Annotated in this window: 18 protein-coding genes; 9 read left to right on the top strand and 9 right to left on the bottom strand. The window is 74.2% G+C overall.

Annotation, left to right across the window (positions count from 1 at the left end; all coding sequences use genetic code 11):
• The first annotated feature begins 7 nt into the window (after positions 1 to 7).
• Entirely contained in the window at positions 8 to 1,177 is a 1,170-nt protein-coding gene (locus EF903_RS03125; RefSeq protein ID WP_125541039.1) for an RNA polymerase sigma factor, read from the top strand.
• Here EF903_RS03125 and EF903_RS03120 read toward each other — a convergent pair.
• From EF903_RS03120 to EF903_RS03110, 3 genes are all read right to left on the bottom strand, one after another.
• Positions 1,174 to 1,596 (bottom strand): hypothetical protein, encoded by a 423-nt coding sequence (locus EF903_RS03120; protein ID WP_125541038.1) that lies wholly within the window; start codon positions 1,594 to 1,596, stop codon positions 1,174 to 1,176. The genes EF903_RS03125 and EF903_RS03120 overlap by 4 nt on opposite strands.
• Before the next feature lie 151 nt (positions 1,597 to 1,747).
• The gene (locus tag EF903_RS03115) at positions 1,748 to 2,233 is read right to left on the bottom strand and encodes an MSMEG_6728 family protein (protein WP_125541037.1); all 486 of its coding nucleotides are present in this window, start codon (positions 2,231 to 2,233) and stop codon (positions 1,748 to 1,750) included.
• Positions 2,234 to 2,238: 5 nt separating this feature from the next.
• Positions 2,239 to 2,853, bottom strand: coding sequence for a hypothetical protein (locus EF903_RS03110; RefSeq protein ID WP_125541036.1), 615 nt, complete (start codon positions 2,851 to 2,853; stop codon positions 2,239 to 2,241).
• A gap of 103 nt (positions 2,854 to 2,956) precedes the next feature.
• On the opposite strand from EF903_RS03110, the gene EF903_RS03105 reads away from it, so the two are divergent.
• The gene (locus tag EF903_RS03105; protein WP_125541035.1) at positions 2,957 to 3,754 is read left to right on the top strand and encodes a VOC family protein; all 798 of its coding nucleotides are present in this window, start codon (positions 2,957 to 2,959) and stop codon (positions 3,752 to 3,754) included.
• 39 nt (positions 3,755 to 3,793) lie between these two features.
• On the opposite strand, the gene EF903_RS03100 is transcribed toward EF903_RS03105, so the two are convergent.
• Positions 3,794 to 4,192, bottom strand: coding sequence for a VOC family protein (locus EF903_RS03100; protein ID WP_125541034.1), 399 nt, complete (start codon positions 4,190 to 4,192; stop codon positions 3,794 to 3,796).
• A 165-nt stretch (positions 4,193 to 4,357) separates the two neighbouring features.
• Here EF903_RS03100 and EF903_RS03095 point away from each other — a divergent pair, with 165 nt between their 5' ends.
• Positions 4,358 to 5,035, top strand: a complete 678-nt coding sequence (locus tag EF903_RS03095; RefSeq protein ID WP_125541033.1) for a macro domain-containing protein — start codon at positions 4,358 to 4,360, stop codon at positions 5,033 to 5,035.
• 55 nt (positions 5,036 to 5,090) lie between these two features.
• Positions 5,091 to 6,704 carry an ADP-ribosyltransferase domain-containing protein gene (locus tag EF903_RS03090; RefSeq protein ID WP_125541032.1) on the top strand — a complete coding sequence of 538 codons (1,614 nt, stop codon included), beginning with the start codon at positions 5,091 to 5,093 and terminating at the stop codon, positions 6,702 to 6,704.
• A 23-nt stretch (positions 6,705 to 6,727) separates the two neighbouring features.
• On the opposite strand, the gene EF903_RS03085 is transcribed toward EF903_RS03090, so the two are convergent.
• Both EF903_RS03085 and EF903_RS03080 read right to left on the bottom strand, forming a co-directional pair.
• Positions 6,728 to 7,363 carry a hypothetical protein gene (locus tag EF903_RS03085; protein WP_125541031.1) on the bottom strand — a complete coding sequence of 212 codons (636 nt, stop codon included), beginning with the start codon at positions 7,361 to 7,363 and terminating at the stop codon, positions 6,728 to 6,730.
• Between the two features lie 163 nt (positions 7,364 to 7,526).
• Positions 7,527 to 7,823 (bottom strand): WhiB family transcriptional regulator, encoded by a 297-nt coding sequence (locus EF903_RS03080; protein WP_260614752.1) that lies wholly within the window; start codon positions 7,821 to 7,823, stop codon positions 7,527 to 7,529.
• A 265-nt stretch (positions 7,824 to 8,088) separates the two neighbouring features.
• Between EF903_RS03080 and EF903_RS03075 the strand changes: the two genes are divergently transcribed.
• The 4 genes from EF903_RS03075 (at position 8,089) to EF903_RS03060 (ending at position 15,897) form a co-directional block, all read left to right on the top strand.
• Positions 8,089 to 12,126: a HAMP domain-containing protein gene (locus tag EF903_RS03075; RefSeq protein ID WP_125541030.1), complete on the top strand. Its 4,038-nt coding sequence runs from the start codon at positions 8,089 to 8,091 to the stop codon at positions 12,124 to 12,126.
• Between the two features lie 46 nt (positions 12,127 to 12,172).
• Positions 12,173 to 14,695 carry a SpoIIE family protein phosphatase gene (locus EF903_RS03070; RefSeq protein WP_260614751.1) on the top strand — a complete coding sequence of 841 codons (2,523 nt, stop codon included), beginning with the start codon at positions 12,173 to 12,175 and terminating at the stop codon, positions 14,693 to 14,695.
• A 241-nt stretch (positions 14,696 to 14,936) separates the two neighbouring features.
• On the top strand, positions 14,937 to 15,299 hold the full coding sequence (locus tag EF903_RS03065) for an STAS domain-containing protein (protein WP_125541029.1): 363 nt from the start codon (positions 14,937 to 14,939) through the stop codon (positions 15,297 to 15,299).
• Between the two features lie 115 nt (positions 15,300 to 15,414).
• Positions 15,415 to 15,897 carry an ATP-binding protein gene (locus EF903_RS03060; RefSeq protein WP_125541028.1) on the top strand — a complete coding sequence of 161 codons (483 nt, stop codon included), beginning with the start codon at positions 15,415 to 15,417 and terminating at the stop codon, positions 15,895 to 15,897.
• Between the two features lie 270 nt (positions 15,898 to 16,167).
• Here the strand turns inward: EF903_RS03060 and EF903_RS03055 are convergent, their stop codons facing one another.
• Both EF903_RS03055 and EF903_RS03050 read right to left on the bottom strand, forming a co-directional pair.
• The gene (locus tag EF903_RS03055; protein ID WP_125541027.1) at positions 16,168 to 17,100 is read right to left on the bottom strand and encodes a SigB/SigF/SigG family RNA polymerase sigma factor; all 933 of its coding nucleotides are present in this window, start codon (positions 17,098 to 17,100) and stop codon (positions 16,168 to 16,170) included.
• Positions 17,101 to 17,252: 152 nt separating this feature from the next.
• Positions 17,253 to 18,728: an aminotransferase class I/II-fold pyridoxal phosphate-dependent enzyme gene (locus EF903_RS03050; RefSeq protein WP_125541026.1), complete on the bottom strand. Its 1,476-nt coding sequence runs from the start codon at positions 18,726 to 18,728 to the stop codon at positions 17,253 to 17,255.
• Between the two features lie 201 nt (positions 18,729 to 18,929).
• Here EF903_RS03050 and EF903_RS03045 point away from each other — a divergent pair, with 201 nt between their 5' ends.
• Positions 18,930 to 19,121 carry a hypothetical protein gene (locus EF903_RS03045; protein ID WP_125541025.1) on the top strand — a complete coding sequence of 64 codons (192 nt, stop codon included), beginning with the start codon at positions 18,930 to 18,932 and terminating at the stop codon, positions 19,119 to 19,121.
• 302 nt (positions 19,122 to 19,423) lie between these two features.
• Here the strand turns inward: EF903_RS03045 and EF903_RS03040 are convergent, their stop codons facing one another.
• On the bottom strand, positions 19,424 to 20,365 hold the full coding sequence (locus EF903_RS03040; RefSeq protein WP_125541024.1) for a GNAT family N-acetyltransferase: 942 nt from the start codon (positions 20,363 to 20,365) through the stop codon (positions 19,424 to 19,426).
• Between the last annotated feature and the right edge of the window lie 180 nt (positions 20,366 to 20,545).

The raw sequence follows: 20,545 nt of genomic DNA, 5'->3' as shown, positions 1-20,545 counted from the left end.
CCCTCCGATGGACGAAGCCCTGCTGCGGAGCCTCACCCCCGGCGTGCTCACGGCCCTCGTCCGCCGCGGAGCCGACTTCGCGGCGGCCGAGGACGCCGTACAGGACGCGCTCGTCGAGGCGCTGCGCGTCTGGCCCGCCGACCCCCCGCGGGACGCGAAGGGCTGGCTGCTCACCGCGGCCTGGCGCAAGTTCCTCGACGCGGCCCGCTCGGACGCCGCCCGGCGACGGCGCGAGGACCGCGCAGGCGAGGAGCCGGCGCCCGGCCCGGCGCCGGCCGCGGACGACACGCTGCGGCTGTACTTCCTGTGCGCGCACCCCTCGCTGACGCCGTCGTCGGCCGTCGCGCTCACGCTGCGGGCCGTCGGCGGGCTGACCACCCGGCAGATCGCCCGCGCCTACCTGGTGCCCGAGGCGACCATGGCGCAGCGCATCAGCCGGGCCAAGCGCACCGTCTCCGGGGTGCGCTTCGACCGGCCCGGAGACGTCGCCACCGTGCTGCGCGTCCTCTACCTCGTCTTCAACGAGGGCTACTCCGGGGACGTCGACCTCGCGGCCGAGGCCATCCGGCTCACCCGGCAGCTCGCGGCCCGCACCGACCACCCGGAGGCGGCCGGGCTGCTCGCCCTCATGCTGCTCCACCACGCCCGGCGCGCCGCCCGGACCGCCTCCGACGGCAGCCTGGTTCCGCTCGCCGAGCAGGACCGCGGCCTGTGGGACACGGTGCTGATCGCCGAGGGCACCGGGATCCTCCAGGCGGCCCTCGCCCGGGACCGGCTCGGCGAGTACCAGGCACAGGCCGCCGTCGCGGCGCTCCACGCCGACGCGCGCACCGCCGCGGAGACCGACTGGGTGCAGATCGTGGAGTGGTACGACGAGCTGGCCCGGCTGACCGGCAGCCCGGTCGTCCTGCTCAACCGGGCGGTCGCCGTCGGGGAGGCGGACGGGCCCCGCGCCGGCCTGGCCGCCCTCTCCGCGGTGGACGACTCGCTCCCCCGCCACACGGCGGTGGCGGCGTACCTGCACGAGCGCGACGGCGACCTGGCGGGCGCGGCCCGCCTGTACGCGGAGGCGGCCCGCAGGGCCCCCAACGTGGCCGAGCGCGACCACCTGACCCGCCGGGCCGCCCGCCTCAACACCCGTCTGCGGGAAGCCCGGGGCCGGACGGACGGGCCCTAGTGGTACGCGAGGTGGTGGAAGCGCTGGTCCGGGAGGCCGGGGCGGTGCCCCAGACTCGCGAGTTCCCCGGTCGCGGCCTCGGCCGCCTCCGTGTCGCCGGTGCTGTCGAGGAGTTCCCGGTACGCGTCGAGGGCCGCCACGAGCAGTTCCAGGCGCTCCGGTTCGAGCGCGTGCATGCGCCGGGCCGCGTCCAGGGACTCGGCCCGCAGGGCGAGCGCGATGCGGGGGTCGTGCGCGAACTCCTGGCGGCTGTAGTCGTACAGCGCGATCGACAGTCGGGGCAGGTACGCGAGCGGGGTGACCTCGGCGAGGAGCCGGTAGGCCGCGACCTGCTGACGGAGCGGCAGGGTCCCCGACCCCAGGAGGGCCACCCGGGCTCGCAGCACTGCGTCGTGGTTGGTGTTCGCCGTGTGATTCATGACGGTGATTCTGAAAGCCGCACAGGGGCCCCAACAAGGGCAAACGACTGTGCCTTCCGTCCTACGAAAACCGCCTCTGACCTGTCATGATGGGATCGTCTTCACCCCTGCGCGCCGGAAGGGCGCGCCTCACGGCGGGGTCCAGGGCCGCTCAGGGCCCGTCGCCGGGGTCGGCGGCGCGGTCCGACGCGGGCCATACGTAGGGCAGGTCGTCCGGTACCCCCGGGAAGCGCTCGCGGTAGAACTCGGGGGCCTTGCGCACCAGCGCGGACTGGTGGCTGCGGTGGAACGCCGGGTCGCCGAGCCAGGGCGGCAGCTCCCCGGCCGCCGCGAGCCGCCGCTGCTCGCGCACCCGGCTGCCGGGGCGCAGGTTCCGGAAGTCGGCCAGCATCGTGGCCGCGCAGGTGTCGGCGCGCCCCTCGGCGGTCCACACCCCGCACACGTCCAGCCCGTACCGGACGAGGGCCTCCTCGTAGCCGGCCCACATGCGGACCGCGGGATGCCGGCGCCAGCCGTAGCCGGGCAGGGTGAGGCCGCGGAGGACCTGGAGGGCCTCCACCCGCTGCTTGCCGAGGCGCCTGGGGTCCAGGGCCGCGGCGGACTCGGCGAATCCGGGGTACGGGAGGAATGTCTGCACGGGCCCTATCCGTCCGCCGGCGTTTCGATGGTCGTGACGACGCGTACGAGCGCCGGTGTGGCGGGAGCCGAGCCGAAGCCGAAGCGCACGGGGGGCAGGACGGGACGCAGCGGCCCGAGGTCCGCGCCGTCGAGGGCCGCGCCGGCGCCGGTGATGCGGCGCAGATCGCGGGCCGCGTACCACTGGCGGTGGCCGGGGCGCGCGCTGCCGCGGGTGCGGACGCCGGGCAGCAGGCGGGCCGGAGCTGCGGTCAGCGCGGCCCAGGCGGGACGGCGGGCGAGCGGTCGGGGGACGGCGCGCAGCGCCAGGCCGAGCGGGCCGCGCCGGCCGACGGAGAACCACAGGGCCAGGGGGCCGGCGGCGACCTCCCAGCGCGGGCCGTCCACGTGCACGGCGACGGGGGCGGTGCGGACCTCGTCGAAACGGTAGACGCCCGCGATGCAGGCCGCGGTGCGGGCGGTGGGCGCGAGCAGGGTCCGCCGGCCGCCGGCGTCCTCCAGCATCACGTCGCTGAACGGCCCGAAGGGGGAGGCGGGCCAGTGGCCGAGGACCACGCGGGTGCCGGACGCCGTCCCGAGGGCGGCGATCCATCCGTCGAACACCAGCCGTTCGCGTCCCACCTCCGGCGGCTACCCGGGCGGGTCCGGGTCCATGCCGTCGGGGGGCGGGGCCGGGCGGCGGGTGTCAGGCTGGGCTCGTCAGCGACCTGAGGAAGGGCACGCCATGATCACCACCGACTTCGTCCCCGGCTCCCCCTGCTGGATCGACCTGGGCAGCCCGGACGTCCGCGCCGCCGCGGCGTTCTACGGCGCCGTGCTGGGGTGGGAGTACGAGTCCATGGGCGAGGGCGAGGACATGGAGGGCGGGGTGCTGCGCAAGGACGGCCGGATCGTGGCCGGCCTGGGCAGGCTGACGGAGGAGGGCGCCCGGTCGGCCTGGATGGTCTACTACTGCGTGGCCGACGCGGACGCCGCCGCCGAGGCCGTCCGGCAGGCCGGGGGGACCGTACGGGTGCCGCCGCGCGATCTGGCCGAGTGGGGGCGGATGGCGCAGTTCAGCGACCCGCTGGGCGGCGAGTTCGCGGTCTGGCAGCCGGGGACCAACGCGGGTGTGGAGCTGGTGGACGAGCCCGGCTCGCTGTCGTGGACCGAGCTGTACACCAGCGACGTCGAGGCCGCGAAGGAGTTCTACGGCGAGGTGCTGGGCTGGCGGTTCGGGGCGATGGAGATGCCGGGCGGCGGGGGCTCGTACTGGCTGGTCACCCCGGCGGGGCAGCCCGACGAGCGGATGCACGGCGGGATGATGGAGCTGCCCGCGGAGCAGCTCTCCACCGCCGGCGGGCGGCCGTACTGGCACCCGGTGTTCGCCGTCGCGGACTGCGACGCGGCGGTGGCGGCGGTCACCGCGAACGGCGGCAGCCTGCAGATGGGGCCCGAGGACGCCGAGGGTGTCGGCCGTTTGGCCGTCTGCCTCGACCCGGCGGGGGCGGACTTCGTGGTGCTGGCCCCGGCCGGGCGCTGATCCGGCCGCCGCGCTGATCCGGCCGCGGCGGGACAGGTCCTAGCGGTCCCCGGTCGGCGGGTCCGCCGCCATGAGGGCGAACGAGTGGCCCGCCGGGTCGCTGAAGAGGCGGACCGGGCGGAAGCCGTCCTCCGTGCCGGTGGCGACCGGGCGGGCCCCCAGGGAGACCGCTTCCCGCTCGGCCTCGTCGAGGTCGGCGGCCGCGACGCGGATGCGCAGGTGCGCCTGAAGCGAGCCCTCCGGCCGGGGCCAGCTCGGCGGGGCGAAGCCGAGGTCGCGGCGGCAGGCCACCGTGACGCCGTCCGGGCCCGCCACCTCCACTTCGTCGGGGCCGGGGCCGGGCCGGACCTCGCCGCCCAGCAGGCCGGCGTAGAAGCGTGCCAGGCCCTCGGGTTCGGCGCAGTCCAGGGCGAGTACGGGTGTCTTCTGCACGGTCATGGCCCGCGTGTGCCCGCGGCGCGCGGATGCACACGCGGGTGCGCGGACGGAGCGCCGCCGCGGCGGTGTGACGGCTGGTCAGGGGGGCTGCGCCGAAGGTCCGTTGTCAGTGGTCGAAGGTAGTTTCGAGGGAGTTCGAAGGGCCGTCCTCCCGAAGGAGCGATCATGACCGACAACCGTGTGCAGCCCCGGCTGCGGGTGGTGCTGACCGATCTCAACGCGCAGGTGGTCCAGGCGTGGCGGGCGGCGTTCGCCGACACGCCGGAGATCGAGATCCGCCGCGGCTCGATCCTCGACGAGGACGTCGACGCATGGGTCACCCCGACCAACTCCCGGGGCAGGATGGACGGCGGGGTCGACGCCGTCATCAAGCGGCACCTCGGCGCCGGGATCCAGCTGCGCGTGCAGCGCGCCATCCGTGACGGCTTCGCGGGCGGCCTGCCCGTCGGAAGCGCGGTCTGCGTGCCGTCGGGGGCGCAGAAGCCGCGGTTCCTGATCTCCACGCCCACGATGGAGCAGTCCTCTCAGGACGTCGGCCACACGCTGAACGTCGCCCTCGCGTGCGCGGCCGCGTTCCAGGCGGTCCACCGGCAGAACCGGGTCGCTCCGGGCAGCATCCGGTCGGTGGCGCTCGTCGGGATGGGCGCGCAGACGGGCCGGGTCCCGGCGCAGGTGTGCGCCAACCTGATGTGGACCGGCTACACGCTCTTCAACGACCACTGCTTCGACTCCTACGACGACCTCCGCAGCACCGTCGTCGGGCAGCTCACCGACATCGACAGCGCCCCCGCAGGCACGCGGGTGCGGATCGTGCCGCCGGCGCGGCCTGGATTTCGCCACTGACACCGCCACCCCCGCCGTTTCCCCGTCCGGTACCAACCCTGGGAGCCCCTCCCCCATGAGCGAAGCCAACATCCCGGCCCCGGCCGACCCGAACGACCCGCTGGGCCTCACCGAGCTGTTCGAGGGCGGCGGTGAGCCGTGGCTTCCGCTGCTGAAGCCCGTCATCGAGGCACAGCCCGAGGCCGCGTCGTACATCGGGAAGGGCCGCAGCCAGGAGATCGTGCCCGTCCGGGAGCTGACGTTCCAGGCGCTCAAGCCGCATCCGCCGCACAAGTGGAAGGTGGTCGTCTTCGGGCAGAACCCGTACCCGCGGCCGGAGAGCGCCACCGGCATCGCCATGTTCGACAACACCTTCCACGACTGGAAGGACAGCCAGTTCGGCAGGGTCGTCAGCATCCGCTGCATCATCAAGGCGGCGGCGATGTGGAAGTACGGGATCCCGAAGAAGACGCCGATCGCCGACGTGCGGGCGCTGCTGAAGGAGAAGGACACCGTCCAGCCGCCGGAGTGGTTCCAGGCGATGCTGACGCAGGGCGTGCTGCTGCTGAACGCGTCGTTGACCGCCGGCAGCGACGGGGCGAGCGCGACCGACCGGCACACCGCGTTCTGGCGTCCGGTCGCCGAGCGGATCGTCGAGGAGATCCTCAGGGCCAAGCAGGACGCCGCCGAGGAGGACCGCGGCGTCGTGTTCGCGTGGTGGGGCGCCCATGCGCGGGCGCTGAAGCGGGTCGTCACGAGGCTGGAGAAGAAGTACCCGGGGGTCGACGTCCGGCACATCGACCACCCCAACCCGGCCGCACAGGGCGACGTCTTCTGCGAGGGCGACCACTTCGCCGTGGTGAACGAGGCGCTGGCGTCGCTGGGCGCCGAGCCGGTCGACTGGCTGCCGAGCAAGGGGTGGAACGAGGGCGTGCCGGGCGGCGGGAAGGACGACGGCACCGCCGCGCGGATGGGGGCGTTCATCGCCTCCACGATGGAGCTGCACCAGCTGTACCTGGAGCGGCTCGCGAGCGTCAAGGACGAGGGGCTCGTCCTCCCGCCGGTCACGGGCGTGTTCGACACGCCGCTCATGGGGTTCCAGGACGCCGTGGGCTCCCTCGCCTCCCTGCTGCCGAACCTCGACCGGCACGTGAAGGAGTCGTACGAGTTCGGCAAGCGGCGGGTCGACGAGGCGGCCGGCGGGCTGGGCGCCGACGCGATAGCCGCCCTGTACCTGTACACGTGCCCGTCGGCCTTCTACCGCGAGATCAACGCCGCGCTGCGCTCCCCCGACCGCGCCAGGGTGGCGCCGTACATGCCGTACCTGCGGCTGCTGTTCTCGGCGGTGTCCGGTCTGCCGGCCCGTACGGAGCCGCTGTGGCGGGGTGTGCCGCTGGACCTGCGCGGGCAGTACCCGCCGGGCCGGACGGTGACCTGGTGGGGCGTGTCCTCGTGCACGTCGGAGCCGGGCGTGGCGCGGGCGTTCCTCGGCAGCCGCGGCAAGCGCACGCTGTTCGAGGTGACCCCGGCCCGGGCGGTGGGCATCCGCAACTTCTCGGCGTTCACCGGCGAGGAGGAGTACATCCTCGCCCCGGGGACCCAGCTGAGGGTGACGTCCGTCACGGCGGAACGCGGCGGCCTGTGCACGGTCAGGCTGACGGAACTGGACGAGCAGAGCCTCGTCTCCTGACGCGGGCGGCGGGTCGGGTCCGGTCAGTCCGGGGCGGGCGGCGGGGTGGCGGGGAAGCGCAGGCTCGCGACGATGCGGGCCTGGGTCTGGCCCAGGGGGTTGGCTTCCGCGGCGGGGCCGAAGGTGACGATCTGGACCAGGTGGTCGCCGTCGGCCACGAGGCGGATGAAGCCGGCGACGCCGTCCGGGCCGGGGACCTCGGAGACCAGGCGGGCATCGAGGACCTGGCGGCCCTCCACGGTGGTCTCCTTGACGTCCCTGCCGTTCAGAGGCTCGTCCGCGAGGGCGTTGTACGAGTCGAGGAAGCCGTCGAGGAACTCGCGGAGGGTGCTCCGCCAGCCCGGGACGTCATGGACGGTGAAGCCGGCTCCGCCGCCGGGGAGGTCCACGCGGTACGTCCGGGCCGCGACGGCCTCGCCCTCCTCCACGGGGACGGACGTCTCCTGGGGCTTGGCGCGGCCGGGAAGTTCCGCGGAGATGCGGCTCGGGGCGTCCTCCGTCCTGACCCAGTCCGCGCTCGGTGTCGGGGCGGCCGGGGCGGCCCTGGCCGCTGCGGAAGCCGGCGGAGCCGCCGCGGCCGCCGGGAGTGAGCCCCCGGCGGACAGTGCGGCGGCGGTGCACAGGGCGAGCAGGCTGCGGAATGGCGAACGTCGGGGCATGCGGCACTCCCCCTTTTGCGCGGTGGCCGCGTCGGACAGGGGCTCCCCCGCTCTGCGGCCGGAGGCCGCCGCGTTCATGGTCACGCCGCCGGGAGCGGCCTGCAACCGGGGCCGGAAGCCCCGGCCCGTCCGCCCGCCCCGCGCAGGCGCCCGCCCGCGCCGATCAGGCCGGCACGTGCGGGGCGGCTGCCAGCAGCACGTGCCGCTCGTCCGCCGTGAGCCCGCCCCGCACCCCGTACGGTATGCGCGCGGCGAGGGCGTGGCGGCGGCACGGGATGCGGACGGGGCAGCCCCCGCACACGGCCTTCGCGGCCTCCTCGCGGGCTCGTGCCACCGCGGCCGGCTCATGGGCGGCCCGGGCGAAGACGCCGCCCTCCGCGCCCCGGCACGCCCCGTCCAGCGGCCGGTCGCGCCGCTGCTCGAACGATCCGGACACGGGCAGGGATGCGATCTCGGCCACGGGGCGGCTCCTTCCGGTGGAGGGCAGCCGCGATGGCCGCCCGATGTTGCGCGTATCACCCGATCCCGCGGATCCATGCACGGCCGCACCTGCGAATTACGGCGTGATCCGGGGCTTTTCCCATCCCCTGAAGGGTGGGGTAGCCTCCGGGTCGGTACGGGCCCGCGCCCTGACCGCGCCCGGCCGGCGGTGTCCGGCACGCGGGCGGGACGCGAAGGATCGACAGCCGGCCACCGGCCCGGCGTTCTACGGAGGCGACGTTCTGATGGCTGGCGCGACACCGCCCGACGAGGGTGTGGAACTGCCCCAGGGATCCGGCACCGGGCCGGCTCAGGTGGGCGAGCCCGAGCTGCGGCTGCTCCTCGCGGGGCTCACCGCCGTACGCGACGGCGACTTCGGCATCCGCCTGCCCGCCGAGGCCGACGGCCTCCTCGGCGAGATCTCCACGGTCTTCAACGGCATGGTGGACCAACTCTCCCTCTTCACCTCCGAAGTGACGCGCGTCGCACGCGAGGTCGGCACCGAGGGGCGGCTCGGCGGCCAGGCGCAGGTGCCGGGCGTGTCGGGCACGTGGGAGGACCTCACCGATTCCGTCAATGCGATGGCCGGAAACCTCACCACGCAGGTCCGCGACATCGCGCAGGTCGCGACCGCCGTCGCGAAGGGCGACCTCTCCCAGAAGATCACCGTGGACGCGCGCGGCGAGATCCTGGAGCTGAAGGACACCGTCAACACGATGGTGGACCAGCTCAGTTCGTTCGCCGGCGAGGTGACGCGCGTCGCACGCGAGGTCGGCACCGAGGGCATCCTCGGCGGCCAGGCCGACGTCCAGGGCGTCTCGGGCACCTGGCGTGACCTCACCGACTCGGTGAACTTCATGGCCGGCAACCTGACCAGCCAGGTCCGGGCCATCGCCCAGGTGGCGACGGCCGTCGCCGAGGGAGACCTGTCCCAGAAGATCACGGTGACGGCGCGCGGCGAGATCCTGGAGCTGAAGGACACCATCAACACGATGGTGGACCAGCTGTCGGCGTTCGCCGACGAGGTGACGCGCGTCGCACGCGAGGTCGGCACCGCCGGGAACCTGGGCGGGCAGGCCACCGTCCGCGGGGTGTCGGGGACGTGGAAGGACCTCACGGACAACGTCAACGTGATGGCCTCCAACCTGACCGGGCAGGTCCGCTCGATCGCGCAGGTGGCGACCGCGGTCGCCAAGGGCGACCTGTCCCAGAAGATCACCGTGGAGGCCAAGGGCGAGGTGGCGGCCCTCGCGGGCGTCATCAACACCATGGTCGACACCCTGTCCGCGTTCGCCGACGAGGTGACCCGCGTCGCACGCGAGGTCGGCACCGAGGGCATCCTCGGCGGCCAGGCCCGGGTGCCGAACGTGGCGGGGACCTGGAAGGACCTCACCGACAACGTCAACTTCATGGCGCACAACCTGACCAGCCAGGTGCGCAACATCGCCCAGGTCACGACGGCCGTCGCGAACGGCGACCTCACCCGCAAGATCGACGTCGACGCGCGCGGGGAGATCCTGGAGCTCAAGACCACCATCAACACGATGGTGGACCAGCTCAGCTCGTTCGCCGCCGAGGTGACGCGCGTCGCGCGCGAGGTCGGCAGCGAGGGGCGGCTCGGCGGCCAGGCCGAGGTGGAGGGCGTCTCCGGCACGTGGAAGCGGCTCACCGAGAACGTGAACGAGCTGGCAGGGAACCTGACCCGCCAGGTCCGCGCCATCGCCGAGGTCACGAGCGCCGTCGCGGCGGGCGACCTGACCCGCTCCATCACCGTCGACGCCTCGGGTGAGGTCGCCGACCTCAAGGACAACATCAACTTCATGGTGGAGTCCCTGCGCGAGACCACCCGCGCCAACGAGGAGCAGGACTGGCTGAAGACCAACCTGGCCCGCATCTCCGCCCTCCTCCAGGGGCAGCGCGACCTGAAGCTCGTCGCCGAGTCGATCATGGATGAGCTGACGCCGCTCGTGTCGGCGCAGTGCGGCGCCTTCTACCTGGCGGAGGAGGGCCGCGAGGGCACGATCCTGCAGCTCGTCGGCTCGTACGCCTTCCCCGACGGCTCCCGGCCGACGCGGTTCCGCCTCGGCGAGTCCTTCGTCGGCCAGGCCGCCCGCAGCAAGCGCCCCATCGCGGTCGACGCCCTCCCGGCCGGCTACCTCGCCGTGTCCTCCGGGCTCGGCCAGACGGAGGCCCTGTCGCTGGTCGTGCTGCCGATCGTGGTCGAGGGGCAGGTGCTCGGCGTGATCGAGCTCGCCTCGGTGCGGCCGTTCACGCAGGTCCACCGCGACTTCCTGAACCAGCTGATGGAGGCGATCGGGGTGAACGTCAACACGATCATCGCGAACGCCCGGACGGACGAGCTGCTCGGCGAGTCCCAGCGGCTGACCGCCGAACTGCAGGCCCGCTCGCAGGAGCTCCAGGCCCGGCAGGAGGAACTCCAGGCGTCCAACGCCGAGCTGGAGGAGAAGGCGGAGCTGCTCGCGGCGCAGAACCGCGACATCGAGACGAAGAACCTGGAGATCGAGCAGGCCCGCCAGGAGCTGGAGGAGCGGGCGCACCAGCTGTCGCTGGCCTCGACGTACAAGTCGGAGTTCCTGGCGAACATGAGCCACGAGCTGCGCACTCCGCTGAACAGCCTGCTGATCCTGGCGCAGCTGCTGGCCCAGAACCCGACACGGAACCTGACGGCCAAGCAGGTGGAGTACGCCGGCATCATCCACTCCGCGGGCTCCGACCTGCTCCAGCTGATCAACGACATCCTCGACCTGTCCAAGGTGGAGGCGGGGAAGATGGACCTCACCCCCGAGACGGTCTCCCTCGCCAGGCTGCTCGACTACGTCGAGGCGACCTTCCGGCCGATGACCGGCCAGAAGAGCCTGTCCTTCACCGTGCACACCTCCCCCGAGGTGCCGTCCGAGCTGGTCACCGACGACTACCGGCTCCGCCAGATCCTGCGCAACCTGCTGTCGAACGCGGTGAAGTTCACCGAGCAGGGCAGCGTGGGCCTGCACATCGAGCCGGCGGACGAGGCGCGCATCCCGGAGATCGTGCGCCGCGGCGGCGGCCCCGTCCTCGCGTTCCACGTGACGGACACCGGCATCGGGATCGCCCCGCAGCACCTGGAGTCCGTCTTCGGCGCCTTCCAGCAGGCCGACGGGACCACGAGCCGCAAGTACGGCGGGACGGGCCTCGGGCTGTCCATCAGCCGCGAGATCGCCTACCTCCTCGGCGGGGCCATCACCGCCGAGAGCACCCTGGGCAAGGGCAGCACCTTCACCCTCTACCTGCCGGTCGCGCAGCCCGAGTTCGCGGAGGTCGCCGCGGTGGACGCGGGTGCGCTGCGGGAGCTGGAGGGCGGCCCGGAGCAGGACGTCCTGGAGGCGGCCCGGGCCGCGGCCGACCCGGCGTCCGCGCCGGCGCCGCTGCAGCCGCGCCGCCTTCTCGTGGTCGAGGCGCGCCCCAAGGGTCTGCTGTCGCTGGTCGCGGAGAACGCCGTCGGGGACCTGCCGCACCACGCGGACGCGGCGGGCCGCCGGGAGGTGGAGATCATCACCACGGTCGGCGCGCAGGAGGCCGCGGCCACCCTCGCCACCAGCCCCTGCCACTGCGTCGTCCTCGAACTGGACCTGCCCGACGGGGCGGCCGTCGGCCTGCTGGAGGAGATGGAGCGGGATCCGGCGCTGCAGGGCGTCCCGGTGCTGGCCCACAGCAGCCGGGGCACCGCCGCGCACGACGCCCGGCTGCTGCGCGAGCGGGGCGGCTCCGGCCTGCTGGAGCTGATCACGGGGCTGGACGAGCTGCGCGAGCGCATCGCCCTGCACATGGGCGCGGACCGGCCCGGCGACGTCCTGCCGCTCGCCCACCGCACGGACACCGGCTCGCCCTGGGACCCCGAGGTCGACCCCTCGCTGGCCGGCCGCACCGCGCTCGTCGTCGACGACGACGACCGCAACCTGTTCGCGATCACCGGGATCCTGGAACTGCACGGCATGCGGGTGCTCCAGGCGGAGAACGGCCGGGCGGCGCTCGACGCGCTCGCCACGCACCCGGGCATCGACGTCATCCTGATGGACGTGATGATGCCGGAGATGGACGGGTACGCCGCCACCTCCGCGATCCGCGCCATGCCCGAGCACAGCGGGCTGCCCATCATCGCCGTGACCGCCAAGGCCATGATCGGCGACCGGGAGAAGAGCCTCGCCTCGGGCGCCAGCGACTACGTCACCAAGCCGGTCGACGCCGGCGAACTGATCAGCCGGATCAAGCGGCACCTGGCCTCCTGACGCCGGGCCGGCCGACAGCAACCGAAGGACCGCGAGGAGACGAGCAGTGCACCACCCCCAGGATCCGCTGGACGGCAGCGGCCGCGCAGGGGTCTCCCCCAGCCCCGGCCCGCTCCGGATCGGGGCGCAGCGCGACAGCGGCGCGGCCGCCGTCTCCGCCCCGGCCCCCGCAGAGGTCGAGGCCGGGGAGCACGCCGACGGCGGTGCCGTCGGCCGCCTGGCGACGACCGTCGAGCTGCTGCGGCGGGAGCTGGAGCAGGCGCACGCGGACGCCGCCGGGCGGGCCCTCGTCGAGATGGCCGTCGGCGTGCTGGTGGAGCGGCTGCACTGCGGGCCCACCGAGGCGTCGGCGCAGCTGGCGGACCTCGCCGAGAAGGCCGGGGTCACGCCGCTCGTCCTCGCCGCGGACCTGGTCAACCAGGCGGCCTCGGACCGGATCTCGGCGATCGCCCGGGACTTCGTCGCGGCTTCGGCGACGGCGTCGGCGGCGGACTCCGTCGGCGTCCGCCTGCGCAGCGCCGAGGCGCACGCCCTCGCGGAGCGGGACACCGAGGCGGTCGCCCGCTCGATGCTGGAGCACGCCCTGCGGCCGCTGGGCGCGGTCGCGGTCGCCGTGTGGGCCGCCCACCCCGACCAGTCGCTCTCGCTCGCCGGCAGCGCCGGGTTCGGCGCCGAGGAGGCCCACCGCTGGAGGCATGTGCCTCCGGGGGTGCCGACCCCGGCCCGCCGCGCCCTGGACCAGCGGGCCGCCGTGGCGTATCCGGCGCTCGCGGACGCCGGGCTCCCCTCGATCGGCCAGCACGCGATCGGCGGCGGCCGCCTCGCCGTCCCGGCGGGCATCGGCGGGCGGCTCACGGGCGTGCTGGAGGTGTGCTGGAACGACCGGCTGCCCGAGCAGTCCCAGCCCCTCCAGCGGCAGTTCGAGGCGCTCGCCGAGCTGTGCGCGGCGACCCTGGAGACCTGGGCGGACAGCGGCCGGCCGACGGGCCCCGAGCACCACGACGCGCAGCTCGACGGGGTACGGGCCCTCGCGGACGGCCTGCTGGACCCGTGCCTGGTCCTGCAGATGTCGCCCGAAGGCGGGGAGGTGCCGCTGCAGTTCACCATCCGGCACGCCAATCCGGCGTTCGTGGACTTCGCCGGGCGGCCCACCAGCGCCATCGTCGGTTCGCGGCTGCTGGAGGCGTATCCGCTCGCCGCGGAGGCCGGGGGGCTGCTGGAGGCCGCCGAGCACGTCTTCGTCACCGGGGAGCCCTTCCGCACCGGGGGCATGACGCTCTCCGCGATGGTCGACGGGGTGCCGCTGAGCACGCGCGCCAAGGTCAGCATCAGCCGGCACGGCAGCCACCTCCTGGTGGTGTGGCGCCTCGACGACGGCACGCCGCGCGTCGCCCGGCTGCTCCAGCACGCCCAGCGGCTCGGCCGCATCGGCGGCTTCGAGGAGAACCTGCACACCCGGCAGATCGCCTGGAACGAGGCGGTGTACGAGCTGCACGGCCTGCCGCCCACCGCGCTGCCCATCCCCCTGGAACAGCTTCCCGACCACGCCCACCCCGACGACCGGCACACCATCGGGCGCTTCCTGCGCACCCTGCTGCACCACCGGCGTCCGGCCTCGACGGCGTTCCGCCTCCAGCGCCCCGACGGCGTCGCCCGCCACATCCGGGTGGTGGCCGAGCCCGTCCACGACCCCGGCAGCCGGCTCAGCGTCGTCCGCGGCGCCTACCAGGACATCTCCGCCCAGCACTGGACCGAGGTGGCCCTGGCGGCCACCCGCGACCAGCTCGCGCAGACCGAGCAGGAGGCCGCCGAGCGCAGCCGCCTCGCCCTCCAGCTGCAGCACGCCATCATGCCGCCGGTCCGCGGCCCGGTGCACCTGGACGACCTGCACGTCGCCGTCCGCTACCGGCCCGCCGAGAAGGACCACCTCGTCGGCGGCGACTGGTACGACACCCTCACCCTGCCGTCAGGGGAGATCCTGCTGTGCGTGGGGGACGTCGCCGGGCACGGCATCGAGGCAGCGACGGGCATGGTGGCCCTGCGCAACGCGCTGCGCGGGCTCGCCGCCACGGGGGCCGGCCCCGCGCAGCTGCTGACGTGGCTCAACAGCATCACCCACCAGTTGACCGAGAACCTCACGGCCACGGCGGTGTGCGGGCTGTACGACCCGGCCACGAGGCGGCTGCGGTGGGCGCGCGCCGGCCATCTGCCGCCCGTCCTGCTGCGCGGCGGCCGGGCGGAGACGCTGCCCCAACTCGGCGGGATCCTCCTGGGCGTTCTGGACCAGGCCGACTACGAGGAGACCGAGGTGCACCTGCGCCCCGGCGACCTGCTCGTCCTCTACACGGACGGGCTGATCGAGCGCCGCGACCAGTCGCTCCAGGCGTCGCTGACCAGTCTGATCTCGCTGTCGGAGAAGGCCGTCGGCGGGGAAGGCGGCCCCACCGACCTGGAGGAGCACCTGGACCACCTGCTGCGGTACAGCCGTGCGGACACCGACGACGACACGTGCCTCGTCGGGGTGTTCGTCCGGGAGCGGGAGGACGGCGGACGGCCGGACGCCCCGTGATGTTCGCCGCTTCGCCGAATTTCCCGCCGCGGACGCGCATCGTTCGCCCGTTCGGGGGTATCCGGGGGCGGACCGCCCACCGTCCCGCCGGAGGAACCCGAATGGCCGCGCCTCGTGACGCCCCCTGCCGTCCGCCTGCTGCGGCCGGGGCTTGGCCGTGCGGGGGCGGCTTGCGTAAAGTCGAGGGGCACTCTCGGGAGGAACGACACCCATGCCAGCCGATAACGAGCAGGGAGCCGGTATGACGACCGGACACCCGCAGGAGGCACCGCTGACGGTGCAGGTCCGCCACACGCAGGGCCGCGAAGCGGTCTGCCGTGTCGCGGGGGACCTCGACATCGAGACGCTCGCACCCGCACAGGAGTCGCTGTCGCGGCTGCTGGGGCAGGGGCCGCCCGTGCTCGTGGTCGACCTCGAAGAGGTCGGGTTCTGCGACTCGTCCGGCCTGAACCTGCTGCTCAGGACGCGCTCGGCGGCGCTGGAGGCGGGCATCGACTTCCGCCTCGCCGCGGTCGCGCCGACGGTCATGCGCGTCCTCGAACTGACCGGCGCGCGAGCCGTCTTCTCCATCCACGACTCGGTCGACACGGCCCTCGCGGTATGACCGGCCCATTCGTACGCGCACCCCGCAGGCATAATCCGAGCGCGCCGGGGCATCCGACCGGACGAACCGCAAACACGGCCACCACGGCACGCCTGATTCGGAGGGGTACCCGCACATGACGACCAGCCCGGGCACCCTGGACGACGGCCGGCCCGAGGAGAGCATGCTCCCGCCGGGCGGCCAGCGGCGCCGCATGCCGCTGGCCGGACTTCCCAAGCCGGTGGCGCGCGCCCGCGGATTCACCTCGCAGGCACTCGACGACTGGTCGTGGTCCGCCACCTCGTACGGGGTGGACGAGGGAGTCGTGGAGGACATCGTCCTCGTCGTGGCCGAACTCGTCGCCAACGCCATGCTGCACGCCGGCGGGCCGCTGGAACTCGTCCTGCACGCCACGCCGTCGAGGCTGCGGGTCGAGGTCAGCGACGGCGATCCGACGCTGCCGGCCCCGCGGCGCCCGCACCAGCCGGCCCTGCCCGGCGGACACGGCCTGTTCATAGTCCAGCGGACCTCCGACCGCTGGGGCGCCGAACGGCACGGCATGGGCAAGGCGATCTGGGCGGAGTTCGACGTCGCCCGGCTGGTGCCCGGCCGCCGCTGAGCCGTGTAGGACAGCCGGCCGGCGCGGCTGGCAGCCAGACCGTACGAGCACGCTGCCGCGGAAGCGGCGGGCCGGTGGGCGCACTCCGCCCGTCGGCCCTTTTCCATGTCGGCTGCCGGCTGCCGGCTTCGTTGTCGGCTTTGCTGCCGGCTTCGGCTGCCGGGAGACTCCTCCGGCCGGCCCGCCGCGCCGCCGTCCGGACACAGGCCGGCGCACCGGCGCGGTACGCCGTGTACCGCGCCGGTGCGCCGGAAGGTGACCGCAGGGCCCTCAGGAGGCGAGCATGCCCTCCCGCAGGCGGGTGAGGATCCGCGAGAGCAGGCGGGAGACCTGCATCTGCGATATGCCGAGCTCGGCGCCGATCGCGGCCTGGGTCATCTCGCTGCCGAAGCGCATGGCCAGGATGCGGCGGTCCCGGTCGTCCAGGTCGGCGAGGAGCGGGGCGAGGGTGGTGAAGTCCTCGAAGAGCTCCATGGCGGGGTCCGTCTCGCCCAGCGTGTCGGCGAGGGTGCGCCGGCCCGGGCGGGCGGAGCCGGGCTGCGCCTCGGAGTCCGCGGCGGCGTCGAGGGACTCCGAGCTGTAGCCGTTGGCGGCGACCATGCCCTCGATCACCTCTTCCTCGCCGATGCCGAGGTCGCCGGCGATCTCGGCGACCGTCGGGGAGCGGCCGAGGAGGTCGGAGAGCGCTTCCTGGCTCTTGGCGATCTCGGTGCGCAGCTCCTGGAGCCGCCGCGGCACGTGCACGGCCCAGGTGGCGTCGCGGAAGTAGCGCTTGATCTCGCCCACGATGAACGGCAGCGCGAGCGTGGTGAACTCGACCCCGCGGTCGGGGTCGAACCGGTCGATCGCCTTGATGAGCCCGATGGTGCCGACCTGCACGATGTCGTCCAGTTCCACCCGGCCCTGGCCGGTGCGGCCCCGGAACCTGCGCGCGGCGTAGTGGACCAGCGAGATGTTCATCTCGATGAGGGTGCCGCGCACGTACTGGTACTCGCTGGTGCCCTCCTCCAGCGAGCGGAGCCGGACGAGGAACAGCTTCGACAGTTCGCGCGCGTCGGCCGGCGCCATCTCGCGGGCGGGGGTGTGGGGCGGCAGCAGGTCCAGGGAGCCGGCGGCTCCACCGGCTCCCGGGTCCGCTCCCCGTCCCGCCTCGTCGAGGTCGGCCGGGCGGACGGACTCGGCAACTGCTGCGGAGCGAAGCATGGTGAGGCCCTTTCTGCTGACGGCGGACGCTTTCCGCGCCACTGCCCCGCATACGCGCGCCTAAGCGGTCCGGCTCCGGATTTCCTTGCGGAAGGGGTCGGATCTCGCCACGTCCGCGCCTGCGGGGGTGCAGGAGGCCTCTTCGGGGCGCTCTATCCGGCCGCCCGGGTGTGGGCGACGACACGCAGCGTGCGCAGGGAGGAGTCGGCGGCGTCGGGGACGATCACGCCGTGGGCGACGCCGCTGCGCAGGTAGTCGACGACCTCCTCGGTGATCACTTCGCCGGGGGCGACGGCCGGGACGCCCGGCGGGTAGGGGCTGAGCAGTTCGGCCGCGATCCGCCCCGCCGCCCGTTCCGCGGGGACGTGCTCGGCCGGGGCGAAGAACGCGTCCCGCGGGAGCATGGCCTGTTCCGGCTCCAGGTCGGCGGGGTCGGGCAGGTGGACGGGCGGCTGCCGGTCCAGGGAGTCCGCCCGGTCGGAGAGCGCCCGGAGTGCGGAGAGCAGCGTCTCCTCGGTGGCGTCGTCGTCGGCGTGGGTGATGGACGCGCTGATCCGGCAGGTGTCGGAGCCGCCCAGGTCGACGTGCCGGTGGGTGCGCGCCCATTCGGCGGCCTGCATGCCGGTGATGCCCAGGGCGCGGACGTCGATGACGAGCTTGAGCGGGTCGAAGCCGGCGGCGAGCCCCTCGTCGACGACCTCGCGGTCCATCAGCCGCAGCCCGGGGATCTCGCGGACGGCGGCGCGGATCCGCCGCACCCGGCGCAGGGCCGCTTCGAGCAGGTCGTGCCCCTGCTCGGCCATCTGGCGCCGCCAGCCGTCCAGGGTGGCGTAGACGAGGGTGGAGGCGCTGGTGGTCGCCAGCAGGTCCTCCCGCTGGGCGAGGACCTCGGGTGAGATCCGGTCGTACTGGAGGTGGAAGACGGAGCTCTGTTCGATGGCGCCGCCCATCTTGTGGACGCTGGTGACGACCAGGTCCGCTCCGTGGTGCATGCCCCAGGGCGGCAGGTCGGGGTGGAAGGGCAGGTGGGCGCCCCAGGCCTCGTCGACGATGAGCGGGACGTCGGCGTCGTGGCAGGCGCGGGCGACCGCGTCGATGTCGGCGCAGGTGCCCCAGTCGGTGGGGGTGATGAGGAGCATGCCCTTTGCGTCGGGGTGCTCCTTGAGGCGGCGGCGGACGTCGTCCGCCTCCGGGGGGTGGGCGAGGTGGCGTTCGGCGTCGAACTTCGGGTGGACCCAGACGGGCTCGACGCCGTTGATGATGACGGCCGAGATCACCGACTTGTGGGCGTTCCGGGAGACGAGGAGCTTCTCGCCGGGTCCGGCGGCGGCCAGCATGGCCGTCTTCACGGACAGGGAGCTGCCGCAGGTGGAGAAGAAGGCGTGCTCGGCGCCGACGGCGTCGGCCATCAGCTCCTGCGCCCGGTCGAGGACGCCGCGGGACTCGCGCCGGTCGTCGAGTCCGTTGAGCAGGAGGACGTCGGAGCGGAACAGGCCGAGGCCGAGCAGCTCCGCGACCCGCGGGTCGGTCCCCCGGCCCTGCTTGTGGCCGGGCGGTCCGTACACGACGTCGCCGCGCCGCCTGAACTCCTCCAGGGCCTCCAGTACCGGAGCACGCGAATGGTCCATGGTTCCTCCCGTGGTCGTGGGCGCGGGGGCCGCTCTCCGGGCGGCGGCGCCCCGGGCGGGCTCCTCCCGCGTCTTGCCCGCTCCTTCCGGACGAAACGGGGCGGCCCGGGCGGCGGCCCTGGCGGCGCGTGCCCCGGAGCCGGCCGGGTAGACGCCGCAGCGGTGGCCGAGGTCTCCCGCACTGCACTGACGGAGGAAGCCATGCCGTACACCCCGAACGACCGGGTCGTCTACCGCGACGGCCGCGAGGAGCCGCAGCGGGGGCGGATCCAGGAGGTGCGGGACGAGGGCCCGCACGCCGTGTACCGGATACGGAACGACGCGACCGGCGAGATCCAGGTGATCACCCGGGAGCAGATCGCCGGCGGCGCCGACGGCGGCGGGGCCGGCTGAGCCGGCCCGGACGCCGGACCTCGCCGTGAAGGGCGGGGTGGAGGTCTCCACCGCGCGCGGGGCGCTCCGGGGCGGCGGCCGGCGGGGGCCTCGCCCTCGTGGAGAACGGCTCCGGCCGGCCCTCCCCCGCCCTAACGAACACCGCTTCGGCGCCGGTGGCCGCCGGGCGCGTCCCGGGCACGGCGGACGGGCCCGCTGTCCGCGTCCTCGAAGCCTTCGGGGACGGGGATGCGGATGCAGATGTGGATGCGGCCGAGCGGCAATTGGAGCTCAAGGGGCGGGCCTGTGCCCGGGCGCCGCCGTCAGCGGCCCGGCGCCGAGTGGATCAGGCGGATCTCCGCGGTCCGGTATCGGGCGCGGGCGAAGGCGGCCGCCATCGGCGCGTTGCCCGTGTCCGTGGTGGCCGTGATGCGCTCCGCGCCGGCCTCGGCCTGGAATCGGGTGATCCAGGCGAGGATCTCGTCGACGTGGCCCCGGCCGCGCATCTCGGGCACCACGCCGAGGTAGCCGACGTTGCGGTGGTAGGGGGTCGCGGACGGCAGGGCGAGCCCGACGAGCTCGCCACCGGGGGTGCGGGCCAGGCGCCACCACGAGCGCTCCCCCGGGCAGGACAGGTAGAACTCCATGTCGTCGCGTGCGGTCGCCTCGGCTCCGTCGCGGGCGAGGCTGCGGCGGGTCTCGTCGTCCAGGCTGCCCTCCGCGACGCGCCGGAAGGCGTCCAGGAACTCCTCGTCCGACCCCTCGTGGAAGACGAGGCGCCCCGCGGGCGTCGGCGTCCCGCTCCGCGGGGTCCATTCCAGGTGCAGCCGCTCCACCTCGTCGGTGAGGCCGGCCGCGCGCGCGGCGGCGGTCCGCCAGGAGACGGCGGCGGTGACGTCCGGCCGGTCGCGCCAGTCGGAGGGCAGCGCCAGGTTGTACAGCGGGGGCGCCGGTGCGCCCTGGGCCGCGAAGGCGTCCAGGCCGGCCTTGAGCAGTCCGGTCGCGAGGGCCGCCCGGTCCGGTACACCGGATTCCACGTGCAGGCAGTCCAGGGCGACGGGGTGTTCGCTGTCGGGCCGCCCCCACCACAGGGCCCGGCCGACGATGCGGTCGCCGTCCTCGGCGATCCAGGACCATTCGGGCCGGTACATGCGCTGTGCGAGCTCGTCGCGGTAGCGGTCCGCGGATATCGAGCCGACGGGGTCCCCGACGGCCACCGCGGCGACGCGGTCGAGGTCGGCTTCGGTGGCGGAGCGGAAGGTCATGCGGTCTCCTGGGTGCGCCGGTCAGCGCGCGGTGTGCGGACGGTGGTGCCGCGGCCGGTCGGCGGCCGCGCGGACTTGATGATCACCGAGGGGGCGGTGCTTCCGCACTCCGTTATCGGGCCGGCCGGTACCGCGGCCCGCCGCCGTGTGCGCCTGGCACGCCCGGGCGGTCCGCGTTTG

It is taken from the genome of Streptomyces sp. WAC05292, from assembly GCF_003949955.1.
Lineage (GTDB): Bacteria > Actinomycetota > Actinomycetes > Streptomycetales > Streptomycetaceae > Streptomyces > Streptomyces globosus.
The sequence above is the reverse complement of the archived record's forward strand: the minus strand, read 5'-3'. Positions and strand labels throughout refer to the sequence as shown.

Bases quoted from the DNA above. Each gene is read 5' to 3' on its own strand.
- EF903_RS03065 (WP_125541029.1), top strand. From the start codon at position 14,937: ATGACGACCGGACACCCGCAGGAGGCACCGCTGACGGTGCAGGTCCGC.
- EF903_RS03055 (WP_125541027.1), bottom strand. From the start codon at position 17,100: ATGCTTCGCTCCGCAGCAGTTGCCGAGTCCGTCCGCCCGGCCGACCTC.
- EF903_RS03120 (WP_125541038.1), bottom strand. From the start codon at position 1,596: ATGAATCACACGGCGAACACCAACCACGACGCAGTGCTGCGAGCCCGG.
- EF903_RS03095 (WP_125541033.1), top strand. From the start codon at position 4,358: ATGACCGACAACCGTGTGCAGCCCCGGCTGCGGGTGGTGCTGACCGAT.
- EF903_RS03100 (WP_125541034.1), bottom strand. From the start codon at position 4,192: ATGACCGTGCAGAAGACACCCGTACTCGCCCTGGACTGCGCCGAACCC.
- EF903_RS03105 (WP_125541035.1), top strand. From the start codon at position 2,957: ATGATCACCACCGACTTCGTCCCCGGCTCCCCCTGCTGGATCGACCTG.
- EF903_RS03075 (WP_125541030.1), top strand. From the start codon at position 8,089: ATGGCTGGCGCGACACCGCCCGACGAGGGTGTGGAACTGCCCCAGGGA.
- EF903_RS03125 (WP_125541039.1), top strand. From the start codon at position 8: ATGGACGAAGCCCTGCTGCGGAGCCTCACCCCCGGCGTGCTCACGGCC.
- EF903_RS03050 (WP_125541026.1), bottom strand. From the start codon at position 18,728: ATGGACCATTCGCGTGCTCCGGTACTGGAGGCCCTGGAGGAGTTCAGG.
- EF903_RS03085 (WP_125541031.1), bottom strand. From the start codon at position 7,363: ATGCCCCGACGTTCGCCATTCCGCAGCCTGCTCGCCCTGTGCACCGCC.
- EF903_RS03040 (WP_125541024.1), bottom strand. From the start codon at position 20,365: ATGACCTTCCGCTCCGCCACCGAAGCCGACCTCGACCGCGTCGCCGCG.
- EF903_RS03090 (WP_125541032.1), top strand. From the start codon at position 5,091: ATGAGCGAAGCCAACATCCCGGCCCCGGCCGACCCGAACGACCCGCTG.
- EF903_RS03045 (WP_125541025.1), top strand. From the start codon at position 18,930: ATGCCGTACACCCCGAACGACCGGGTCGTCTACCGCGACGGCCGCGAG.
- EF903_RS03060 (WP_125541028.1), top strand. From the start codon at position 15,415: ATGACGACCAGCCCGGGCACCCTGGACGACGGCCGGCCCGAGGAGAGC.